This is a genomic window from Pseudomonas sp. yb_5 (assembly GCF_043103865.1).
GTDB lineage: Bacteria > Pseudomonadota > Gammaproteobacteria > Pseudomonadales > Pseudomonadaceae > Aquipseudomonas > Aquipseudomonas putida_Y.
The window spans coordinates 25,392-35,543 of record NZ_JBICKE010000085.1; the positions used below are offsets into that span (position 1 = coordinate 25,392).

At 61.1% G+C, this 10,152-nt stretch carries 9 protein-coding genes and 1 tRNA gene; 8 read left to right on the forward strand and 2 right to left on the reverse strand.

All coding sequences use genetic code 11. The annotated features are described in order from the left end of the window. Window positions 1-49: 49 nt before the first annotated feature. Window positions 50-1,732, forward strand: a complete 1,683-nt coding sequence (locus ACF8GF_RS15375) for a bifunctional metallophosphatase/5'-nucleotidase (protein ID WP_392487768.1) — start codon at window positions 50-52, stop codon at window positions 1,730-1,732. 27 nt (window positions 1,733-1,759) lie between these two features. Here the strand turns inward: ACF8GF_RS15375 and ung are convergent, their stop codons facing one another. Continuing rightward, window positions 1,760-2,452, reverse strand: coding sequence for a uracil-DNA glycosylase (gene ung, locus ACF8GF_RS15380; RefSeq protein WP_176682670.1), 693 nt, complete (start codon window positions 2,450-2,452; stop codon window positions 1,760-1,762). Window positions 2,453-2,578: 126 nt separating this feature from the next. Between ung and ACF8GF_RS15385 the strand changes: the two genes are divergently transcribed. Then, window positions 2,579-3,685 carry an enoyl-CoA hydratase/isomerase family protein gene (locus ACF8GF_RS15385; protein ID WP_176682669.1) on the forward strand — a complete coding sequence of 369 codons (1,107 nt, stop codon included), beginning with the start codon at window positions 2,579-2,581 and terminating at the stop codon, window positions 3,683-3,685. 44 nt (window positions 3,686-3,729) lie between these two features. Here ACF8GF_RS15385 and ACF8GF_RS15390 read toward each other — a convergent pair whose 3' ends face one another. Continuing rightward, on the reverse strand, window positions 3,730-4,179 hold the full coding sequence (locus ACF8GF_RS15390; RefSeq protein WP_339533723.1) for a hypothetical protein: 450 nt from the start codon (window positions 4,177-4,179) through the stop codon (window positions 3,730-3,732). A 212-nt stretch (window positions 4,180-4,391) separates the two neighbouring features. Here ACF8GF_RS15390 and ACF8GF_RS15395 point away from each other — a divergent pair, with 212 nt between their 5' ends. The 6 genes from ACF8GF_RS15395 to ACF8GF_RS15420 all read left to right on the forward strand — a co-directional run bounded on the left by ACF8GF_RS15395 (window position 4,392) and on the right by ACF8GF_RS15420 (window position 10,113). Continuing rightward, window positions 4,392-5,873 carry a diguanylate cyclase gene (locus ACF8GF_RS15395; protein WP_392487769.1) on the forward strand — a complete coding sequence of 494 codons (1,482 nt, stop codon included), beginning with the start codon at window positions 4,392-4,394 and terminating at the stop codon, window positions 5,871-5,873. Further along, the gene (locus ACF8GF_RS15400; RefSeq protein WP_176682666.1) at window positions 5,866-6,078 is read left to right on the forward strand and encodes a cysteine-rich CWC family protein; all 213 of its coding nucleotides are present in this window, start codon (window positions 5,866-5,868) and stop codon (window positions 6,076-6,078) included. The genes ACF8GF_RS15395 and ACF8GF_RS15400 overlap by 8 nt, the downstream gene beginning before the upstream one ends. A gap of 8 nt (window positions 6,079-6,086) precedes the next feature. Beyond that, window positions 6,087-6,779 carry a pseudouridine synthase gene (locus ACF8GF_RS15405; protein ID WP_176682665.1) on the forward strand — a complete coding sequence of 231 codons (693 nt, stop codon included), beginning with the start codon at window positions 6,087-6,089 and terminating at the stop codon, window positions 6,777-6,779. 344 nt (window positions 6,780-7,123) lie between these two features. After that, window positions 7,124-8,011: a (R)-3-hydroxydecanoyl-ACP:CoA transacylase gene (gene phaG / locus ACF8GF_RS15410; RefSeq protein ID WP_176682664.1), complete on the forward strand. Its 888-nt coding sequence runs from the start codon at window positions 7,124-7,126 to the stop codon at window positions 8,009-8,011. A 111-nt stretch (window positions 8,012-8,122) separates the two neighbouring features. Continuing rightward, a tRNA-Gly gene (locus ACF8GF_RS15415) sits at window positions 8,123-8,196 on the forward strand. Window positions 8,197-8,406: 210 nt separating this feature from the next. Further along, the gene (locus ACF8GF_RS15420; protein ID WP_176682663.1) at window positions 8,407-10,113 is read left to right on the forward strand and encodes a SulP family inorganic anion transporter; all 1,707 of its coding nucleotides are present in this window, start codon (window positions 8,407-8,409) and stop codon (window positions 10,111-10,113) included. The last annotated feature ends 39 nt before the right edge of the window (window positions 10,114-10,152 follow it).

Below are 10,152 nucleotides of genomic sequence, written 5' to 3' on the forward strand. Positions count from 1 at the left end.
TGCCCTGATCGGCAGCAAACCCACACTTCCCGGCATTCAAGAGGTAATGATGAAAGTCCGTCTTTCTTGCAACTGTCGCTCGGCTATTGCCTGGGCATGCCTTGCCATCAGCGCAGTCAGTCTTGCCGCAGAGTCACCTGCCCCCGTCCAGATCAACGTCGTGGCCATCAATGATCTTCACGGCTACCTGGAACCCAACCCCCAAGACTACGCCGGCGCGCAAGGCGCTACCCGCCTGACCTACGGCGGCATCGCCACACTCGGCGCCATGCTCGATGAACTGCGAACGCAGGACCCCGATCTGCTGTTCATCGGGGCTGGCGACTTGATAGGGGGCAGCCCCGCCATTTCTGCACTCTGGGCTGACGAGCCTGTGCTTGAGGCCCTGAGCGCGATGGGCATGATTGTCAGCGCATCCGGAAACCACGAACTGGATGCAGGCAAGGCCGAGTTCCTTCGTCAGATCCACGGAGGGTGCGAGTCAACACGCCCTGAAAAGGCTTGCAAGTTTCGCGGCAATTATCCTGGAAGTGGCTTCCCTTACATAGCGTCCAACCTGATCGATACCACTACGGGCAAGCGCTTGCTACCGGCCTATCACATTGAGCAGGTAAAAGGGGTCAAGATAGCGTTCGTCGGTGCAGTACCGCGCAACATGGAAAAAGTGGTTTCGGCCAGAGCATTCGCAGGGCTCAAAGCCACAGATGAAGCGCAAGCCATCAATGACGTGATTCCGGAGCTCAAAGCCAAAGGTGTCAATGCAATCATTGCGGTCATGCACCAAGGAGGGGATACCGCCGAGCCGTTCGACACACAGGATTGCAGCCAGCTAGGTGGTGCGATCGTCGACGTGGCGAAGCGGCTGGATCCTGCGGTAGATGCCGTCATCAGCGGTCACTCGCATGCCAGCTATCAATGCAAGGTGGGTGACCTGAGCATCACTCAGGCTGGCAAGTACGGCCACTTCCTGACTCAGTTGAAGTTGCAGGTGACGCCAGGCACCCATCACGTCACGAACATCACCGCCCGTAATATTCCTGCTGACCCACAGAACTACCTGCCAAATGCCAAGTTGACGAGTTTGCTGGAGGAAGTGCGTCAGCGGTCCGGGGAAAAACTGCTCGAACCCATAGGACGCATCTCGACGGCAGAACTTGACCGCGAAGAAAATGCCGCCGGTGAAACAACCTTGGGAAACCTGGTCACGGATGCCCAATTGGCCATGACCCAAGCGTTTCAGCCACAGATTGCCTTTCTCAACCTGGGTGGGCTGCGCAGTGATCTTATCCAGCCTGCCGATAGCGACCTGACCTACGAACAATTATTCGCCGTACAACCGTTCAATAACCCTCTGGTAGTTCAGGAATTGACAGGCAGGCAGATTACCGAACTGCTCAACCTTCAATGGAACAGGGGCAGTTTCAACCCGCTGCAGGTATCGAAGGGTTTCCATTATGAATGGGACGGTTCACGGCCTGTCGGCAGCCGTGTGGTCGACGGGAGTGTACGTCTGCACGGCAAACCCCTTGAGCCGTTGACCCATTATCGCGTAGTCAGCAACCTGTTCCTGGCCGATGGTGGCGGTGGCTTGGCCACGTTCAAAGAAGGAAGGCGACGTCAGGACACCGGCATTTCCGACCTGGAAGCCTTGGTGGAGTATGTGCGCCAGAACCATGAGCGGGGTATTGCAATTGGCCAGCGCAGCGAGCCGCGCATCAGCATGACGCCCTGAGCGATTGCGTACCCCACCCGCGGTTTCTCACAGTGGGGGCAGTGCCCAGTTGATGGGCCCGAGCCCCCGCTGCTCGAGGAAGCTGTTTGCACGACTGAAATGCCCGCAACCGATGAACCCGCGATACGCCGACAGCGGTGAAGGATGGACCGACTTCAATACCAGGTGCTTGGTACCGTCGATCAGCTTCTGCTTGCTCTGCGCATGAGCCCCCCATAGCAGGAATACCACGTTCGGGCATTGCTCACTGACCACCTGGATGACCCGGTCGGTAAACAATTCCCAGCCTTTCTTGGCATGCGACGCGGCATTGGCGCGCTCGACGGTCATGGTCGTGTTGAGCAATAGAACGCCTTGTTCCGCCCAGCTCTGGAGGTAACCGTGGCTGGGGATCGGGATGTTCAGGTCGCGCTGCAATTCCTTGTAGATATTGACCAGCGACGGCGGTGTGGCCACACCCGGTTGCACCGAGAAGCACAAGCCATGTGCCTGCCCCGGCCCGTGATACGGGTCCTGACCGAGGATGACCACCTTCACCTGGTCCAGCGGCGTCGAGTTGAGCGCATTGAAGATCAGCGGCCCTGGCGGGTAGATCTCCTTGCCGGCAGCGTACTCGCCACGCAGGAACTCGCGCAGTTGATGCATGTAAGGCTGGTCGAATTCACCGCGCAATGCGGCCTTCCAGCTGGGTTCGAGTTTGATGCGATCGTCGTCAGTCATGGGGCCTTCCATAAACAATGGCGCGACACTAGGTAAGCCCTTCGCGCTTGTCAAACGATCCGACCGACGACCGGCATGATCGGCCAGGCAAGCCATACTTGAGCGATGACTTGCGAGAGGTAGTCCATGACCATTCACTGCGAGGTACTCACCGGCGTCGATGGCGCCCGCATCGGCATCGCCACACTGGATGCGCCCAAGGCGCTCAATGCCCTGAACCTGCCGATGATCGAGGTGCTGGGCGAACAGCTGCATGCCTGGGCCCGCGACCCGGGTATCGTCTGCGTGCTGCTGCGCGGCAACGGGGCAAAAGCCTTTTGCGCAGGCGGCGATGTACGTGCGCTGGCGCAAGCCTGCCGCGACCACCCCGGTAGCGTTCCGCCGCTGGCGGCCTCCTTCTTCGCCGCCGAATACCGCCTGGACTTTGCCCTGCACACCTACCCCAAGCCGTTACTGTGCTGGGGGCATGGGCATGTGCTGGGTGGCGGCATGGGGCTGCTGCAAGGCGCCAATGTACGCATCGTGACCCCCAGCAGCCGGCTGGCCATGCCGGAAATCAGCATCGGCCTGTACCCTGACGTAGGCGCCAGTTGGTTCCTGGCCCGGCTGCCGGGCAAGCTGGGTTTGTTCTTCGGCCTGACAGGTGCGCCAATCAACGCCCGCGATGCCCTTGACCTGGGCCTGGCTGACCGTTTCCTGGGCGAGCACCAGCAAGAGGCCTTGATCGAGGAGTTACTGCAACTCAACTGGCAGGAGCAGACTGCCATACAACTGAACAGCCTGCTCAAGGCCGAACAGCATCGTGCCTGGGCCGAGCTGCCGGATGCCCAGTGGCTGCCGCGACGGCATGAGATCGATCAGTTACTCGACGTGGCTGATGCTGCCTCAGCCTGGCGCGCACTGGAAAGGCTCAAGCGGCATGACGACCCATTGCTGGCAGATGCCGGCCAACGCCTGCACGAGGGTTGCCCGCTGACGGCGCATCTGGTCTGGGAGCAGATCCGCCGGGCGCGGTACCTGTCGTTGGCGCAAGTGTTCCAGATGGAATACAGCATGAGCTTGAACTGTTGCCGCCACCCTGAATTCAGTGAAGGCGTGCGCGCTCGCCTGCAGGACAAAGACAACCAGCCGCGCTGGCACTGGCCTGATGTGGCGCAAGTGCCGGCGGCGGTAGTCGAGGCGCATTTTGCCAAGGCGTGGGAAGGGCGGCACCCATTGGCGGATGTGGGTTAGCTTGCTGATCCGGGGGCTGCTTTTCAGCCCCCGCCTCCGCTCAGCTAGCGCTGCCAGTTTCCTCCTCGCCCCTGCCCGCGCCGCCCGTCCCAGCGACCGCGGTCGTCCAACTGCCGATTGGAGTGCCGATCGCCCTGCCGGTAACGCTGGCTGCCATTGCGATAGTCATGGCGATCCCGGTCCTGCCGGTAGTCTTGCCGCTGGCGATTGCCATAGTCATGCCGCGGGTTGCCATGCCACTGGTTCATCCCCGGCCGCGAATAGGGCCGGTAATGGGGCACAGGGGCCGACCGATTGTAGTAGCGGGGAGCAGGCTGATAGTAGTAGCGCGGCGCAGGCGCCACATAGTACCGGTCATGGCGGTAATACCCCGGCGCCACATAGCGGTCGGTAGAATAGTAGTCCGAACGGTAATAGCCTCCGCGGTCATGGTACGGGGCACAGGCCGAAGTCATCAGCCCCAGCAGGGTGATCAACAGGATTCGATAGGACATGGCGGCCTCCTGGACCGCTGGAGTGCCCGAACAGCGGCGCTGGCGAGCATCGATGCAAGATGTGTAGATCGACACTGAATAAGACAGTGGCGCGCAGGTGCAGTGCCATTCCTGCAATAACTTGATACAGGTGAAATAACCCTGAAAAACTTGCAGTCATTTGCCGGCCATCTCAATAGAATAAGCGGCTCGGCACACATCACGGGAAGATCATGCCCTTACGTTCCGCTCTGTTCTCGCAGCGCTCGCTGATCGTTACCCTGCTCGTGTTACTGGCCTGCGGCTTCCTGGCCACTTCGCTGCTCAGTTACTTCTCCTCGCGCAGCGCCATCCGCGACAGCATCATCAATACCGAATTGCCGCTGACCTCCGACACTGTCTACTCGGAAATCCAGAAAGACCTGATCCGCCCGGTGCTGATCGCTTCGATGATGGCCCAGGACACCTTCCTGCGCGACTGGGTGCTGTCCGGCGAGCAGGATACCGAACGCATGACGCGCTACCTGGGCGAGGTCATGGGCAAGCAGGACATATTCACGTCCTTTTTCGTGTCCGATCGCACGCTGACCTACTACCAGGCCAAAGGTGTGCTCAAGCATGTCGAACCGGGCACCTGGCGTGATGCCTGGTATTTCCGTCTGCGTGAACTCAAGGCCCCTTATGAGATCAACGTCGACCTGGACATGGCCAACCAGGACAGCCTGACTGTGTTCATCAACTACCAGGTGCACGACTACCAGCAGCGCTTCATCGGTGCGGCAGGCGTAGGCCTGAGCGTATCGTCGGTGGTCGAGCTGATCGATCAGTACCAACGCCGCTACCAGCGCGCGGTGCTATTCACGGATGCCAAAGGCAAGGTGCTGTTGACCGGCTCCGGGGGCGGCCCGCATGGCTTGCAAGTCGGCCAGCCACTTAAGGAAAACCCTGAGCTGAAGGCCCTGCTGGCCGAGCAGTGGGTGCCAGGCGAAGGCAGCCACGAGTACCATGACAGCGAAAACCACAGCCACTTTCTCAACGTGCGTCACCTCCCCGAACTGAACTGGTACCTGCTGGTGGACAAACGCGAAACCGGCGTCCTCGACCGCATTCGCCAGGCCCTGTACCTGAACCTGGCGATCTGTACGATGATCACCCTGGTGGTGCTGGCACTGGTGCATGCCATGGTCCGCCGCCACCAGGCAAGCACCGAAGCCTTGGCCACGCTCGACAGCCTCACCGGCTTGCACAACCGGCGCAGCTTCGACCTGCTCGCCGCCCAGGCGCTACGCCAAGCACGGCGCGACAGCAGCCCACTGGTGGCCTTGCTGATCGATCTGGACCACTTCAAGGCGCTGAACGACACCCACGGCCACCTGGCAGGTGACGAAGTGCTACGCCAATTCGCCAATGTGTTGCAAGGCAGCCTGCGTCAGTCAGATATACTGTGCCGCTGGGGCGGTGAGGAATTCATCGTGCTACTGCGCGAAGCTGAAAGCCGCCAGGCCATCGAGGTGGCGGAAAAGATCCGCCGACGCACCGAGCAGCTGACCTTCAGTTACGACAACCAGCCGCTGCGGCTGACCACCAGCATCGGCCTGAGCAGCCTGCAACCGGGGGATACCCTGCACGCCCTGCTGACCCGCGCCGACCGCGCGCTTTATCGTGCCAAGCAGGCTGGCCGCAACCGCGTCTGCAGTGAAACCCGCCATGAATGACAAGCAACATTGCCCCGCTTGCGGTGCCCTCAACCAGTGCAGCCTGGCCGACCCACGCCGTGCCACCCAGGCTTGTTGGTGCTACAGCGTGACCATCGACCCGGCCGTGCTCCAGGCGCTGCCCGCCGAGCTGCGCAACAAGGCCTGTCTGTGCCCGCGCTGCGCCGCCATTGAAGAACAGCTCCGTCCATCCGCTGCCCACTGATCGTTTCCATGCGCCTTGATCGTTTCCTCGCCAACCTGCCCAGCTACAACCGCCAGCAAGTTCGCCTGATGCTGGCGCAACGCCGCGTGCGGGTGGACGGCCAGATCGTCAGCGACCCGCTGACCGAAGTACGTGAATTCAGCCGCGTAGAGCTGGACGAGCAACTGCTGCAGGCCGGCCGCCCGGCCCGCTACCTGATGCTGTACAAGCCCACTGGCTGCGTAAGCGCCACCCACGACCCGCAACACCGTACCGTTCTCGACCTGCTGCCAACGGCGTTGCGAGATGACCTGCACATCGCCGGGCGCCTGGACTTCAACACCACCGGGCTGATGATCCTGACCAACGATGGCCAGTGGTCACGGCGCCTGACCCAGCCTGCCACCAAACTGCCCAAGCATTATCTGGTGGACACCGAGGACGAGATTGGCGAGCACTATGTGGCCAAGTTTCGCGAGGGTTTCTATTTCGCCTTCGAAGACCTCACCACCCAGCCTGCCCAGCTGGATATCCTCGGCCCCCATCAGGCCCGGCTGGCGATCGTCGAAGGGCGCTATCACCAGGTCAAGCGCATGTTCGGGCATTTCAACAACAAAGTGGTGGGGCTGCACCGGGAAAGCATGGGGGCGATCCGGCTGGATCCGGGGTTGGCGCCGGGAGAGTACCGTGAACTGACGGCCAATGAGATAGCCACTGTCTAGGCCGCAACAGACAGCCCGGCTCGTCATACGACCGCTCAGCGACAAAAGTCACATTACTTACCGAACGGCACTTGCGCGATGCCCAACCCACTGCTTGAATCCAAATCGTCAGTCTGCATGTGACTACCAGGTCACACCCGCGGTCGATGACACTTTTTGCCGGCCACCCAAGGCCTAGATGCCTTGGGGCACGGCAAATTGCCCGCCAAAAACAATACCGTCGACGCAAGTGCCAAGGATCGACACAGGGCCCCCGGTTTTATCTTCAGGCAAATGCCTACCTGTCATAAAGCACGTGCACCCTAGGTGACGCGAATACCCTTTTTGCGCCAGGAGTCGATGACATGAGGCCAGAAATCGCTGTACTTGATATCCAAGGTCAGTATCGGGTTTACACGGAGTTCTATCGCGCGGATGCGGCCGAAAACACGATCATCCTGATCAACGGCTCGCTGGCCACCACGGCCTCTTTCGCCCAGACGGTACGTAACCTGCACCCACAGTTCAACGTGGTACTGTTCGACCAGCCGTATGCCGGCAAGTCCAAACCGCACAACCGTCAGGAACGGCTGATCAGCAAGGAGACCGAGGCGCATATCCTCCTTGAGCTGATCGAGCACTTCCAGGCAGACCACGTGATGTCTTTTTCGTGGGGTGGCGCAAGCACGCTGCTGGCGCTGGCGCACCAGCCGCGGTACGTGAAGAAGGCAGTGGTGAGTTCGTTCTCGCCAGTGATCAACGAGCCGATGCGCGACTATCTGGACCGTGGCTGCCAGTACCTGGCCGCCTGCGACCGTTATCAGGTCGGCAACCTGGTCAATGACACCATCGGCAAGCACTTGCCGTCGCTGTTCAAGCGCTTCAACTACCGCCATGTGAGCAGCCTGGACAGCCACGAGTACGCACAGATGCACTTCCACATCAACCAGGTGCTGGAGCACGACCTGGAACGTGCGCTGCAAGGTGCGCGCAATATCAACATCCCGGTACTGTTCATCAACGGCGAACGCGACGAGTACACCACAGTCGAGGATGCGCGGCAGTTCAGCAAGCATGTGGGCAGAAGCCAGTTCAGCGTGATCCGCGACGCGGGCCACTTCCTGGACATGGAGAACAAGACCGCCTGCGAGAACACCCGCAGTGTCATGCTGGGGTTCCTCAAGCCAACCGTGCGTGAACCCCGTCACCGTTACCAACCTGTGCAACAGGGGCAGCATGCATTTGCCATCTGAGCGGCTCGGCGCCTTGTAGCAAATACCCGCAAGCCATGGGGCGCCGACAAGCTTTTTTATAACTTGGGCTTCTAATTCGCTGAAGGTTCTGGTAAAAAGTCGAGCTCAGATGCGGGTATAGTTTAGTGGCAAAACGAAAGCTTCCCAAGCTTTAGTTGAGGGTTCGATTCCCTCTACCCGCTCCACATCGCATTCCCGCATGGCGTTCCAGCAACGTCATCGCAGTCAAAAGGAGCCTTGGCTCCTTTTTTCGTTTTCCCCCCTCCCGTGATCTGGCCCATGGCCATTTACCCGCCGATCCGCTTCAATGCGCATCGGGCCTCAGCGCGTGCAAGCGAAACGGCTTGTGGCGGATATGCTCAATGGATTCGTGAAACCATTCGAAAGGACAACGCATGTTTCTCTCCCGCTGGCTACCGGGCCTTGCCAACCTGCTGCACTACCGCCGTGAATGGTTCCACGCCGACCTGCAAGCTGGCCTGTCGGTAGCCGCGATCCAGATTCCCATTGCCATTGCCTATGCGCAGATCGTCGGGCTGCCGCCGCAATATGGCCTGTACGCCTGTGTGCTACCGATGATCGTCTACGCGCTGATCGGTAGCTCGCGCCAGTTGATGGTCGGCCCCGACGCCGCCACCTGCGCGATGATCGCCGGTGCCGTGGCACCGCTGGCCATGGGCGACCCGCAGCGCATCGCTGAACTGTCGGTGATCGTCACCGTGCTGGTCGGCGTGATGCTGATTGCCGCCGGCCTGGCGCGGGCCGGGTTCATCGCCAGCTTTTTCTCGCGGCCGATCCTGATCGGCTACCTCAACGGTATCGGCCTGAGCCTGATCGCCGGGCAGCTGTCCAAGGTGGTGGGCTTCAAGATCGAGGGCGACGGTTTCATCCTCAGCCTGATCAACTTCTTCCAGCGCCTGGGGGAAATTCACTGGGTCACATTGATCATCGGCCTGGCCGCCCTGGGCCTGCTCATCTGGCTGCCACGGCGCTACCCGCGCCTGCCCGCCGCCCTCACGGTAGTGGCGCTGTTCATGCTGCTGGTTGGCCTGTTCGGCCTCGACCGCTTCGGCGTCGCCGTCCTTGGGCCGGTACCTGCAGGCATCCCGCAACTGGCCTGGCCACACAGCAACCTGGCAGAAATGAAGAGCCTGCTGCGCGACGCCCTGGGTATCGCCACCGTCAGCTTCTGTAGCGCCATGCTTACCGCACGCAGCTTTGCCGCCCGGCATGGCTATGCGATCAACGCCAACCACGAATTCGTCGCCCTGGGCGTGAGCAACCTGGCGGCCGGGGTTTCCCAGGGTTTTGCCATCAGCGGCGCCGACTCGCGCACGGCAGTCAACGACATGGTTGGTGGCAAAAGCCAGCTGGTGGGCATCATCGCTGCACTGGTCATCGCCCTGATTCTGCTGTTCTTCACCGCGCCCATGGCGTGGATCCCGCAGGCTGCGCTGGGCGCCGTGTTGCTGATGGCTGGCTGGGGGCTGATCGACATCAAGTCGCTGGGGCACATCCGGCGCCTTAGCCGCTTCGAGTTCTGGCTGTGCCTGCTGACCACGGCGGGCGTACTGGGCCTGGGCGTGCTGCCCGGCATCGTGTTTGCCGTGACCCTGGCGATCCTGCGCCTGCTTTACAGCATCTACCAGCCCACCGATGCCGTACTGGGCTGGCTGCCGGGCACCGAAGGCCAGGTGGACATCCGCAAGTTCAAGGACGCCCGCACCGTGCCTGGCCTGGTGGTGTACCGCTTCGACGACGCCATCCTGTTCTTCAATGCCGACTACTTCAAGATGCGCCTGCTGGAAGCCGTGCAAAGCCAGGACCAGCCTAAAGCCGTGCTGTTCGATGCCGAAGCGGTAACCAGCATCGATGTCAGCGGCATGGCCGCCCTGCGCGAAGTCCGCGACACCCTGGCGGCCCAAGGCATCTTCTTCGCCATCGCCCGCGCCCGAGGCACCTTCCTGCGCATGCTGGTGCGCTCGGGGATGGCGCGGGACATGGAAGACAAACTGCTATTCGGCTCAGTCCGCGCGGGAATTCGCGCGTACCGCGTGTGGCGCAACCGAAACCGCAGTGTGCAAGTGACCGAACAGGGTTGAGCGGCTTTCGTCCTGTTCAACGTGCTGCGACTGTGCTGG

Bases quoted from the DNA above. Each gene is read 5' to 3' on its own strand.
- ACF8GF_RS15390 (WP_339533723.1), bottom strand. From the start codon at position 4,179: ATGTCCTATCGAATCCTGTTGATCACCCTGCTGGGGCTGATGACTTCG.
- ACF8GF_RS15395 (WP_392487769.1), top strand. From the start codon at position 4,392: ATGCCCTTACGTTCCGCTCTGTTCTCGCAGCGCTCGCTGATCGTTACC.
- ung (WP_176682670.1), bottom strand. From the start codon at position 2,452: ATGACTGACGACGATCGCATCAAACTCGAACCCAGCTGGAAGGCCGCA.
- ACF8GF_RS15375 (WP_392487768.1), top strand. From the start codon at position 50: ATGAAAGTCCGTCTTTCTTGCAACTGTCGCTCGGCTATTGCCTGGGCA.
- ACF8GF_RS15420 (WP_176682663.1), top strand. From the start codon at position 8,407: ATGTTTCTCTCCCGCTGGCTACCGGGCCTTGCCAACCTGCTGCACTAC.
- ACF8GF_RS15385 (WP_176682669.1), top strand. From the start codon at position 2,579: ATGACCATTCACTGCGAGGTACTCACCGGCGTCGATGGCGCCCGCATC.
- phaG (WP_176682664.1), top strand. From the start codon at position 7,124: ATGAGGCCAGAAATCGCTGTACTTGATATCCAAGGTCAGTATCGGGTT.
- ACF8GF_RS15400 (WP_176682666.1), top strand. From the start codon at position 5,866: ATGAATGACAAGCAACATTGCCCCGCTTGCGGTGCCCTCAACCAGTGC.
- ACF8GF_RS15405 (WP_176682665.1), top strand. From the start codon at position 6,087: ATGCGCCTTGATCGTTTCCTCGCCAACCTGCCCAGCTACAACCGCCAG.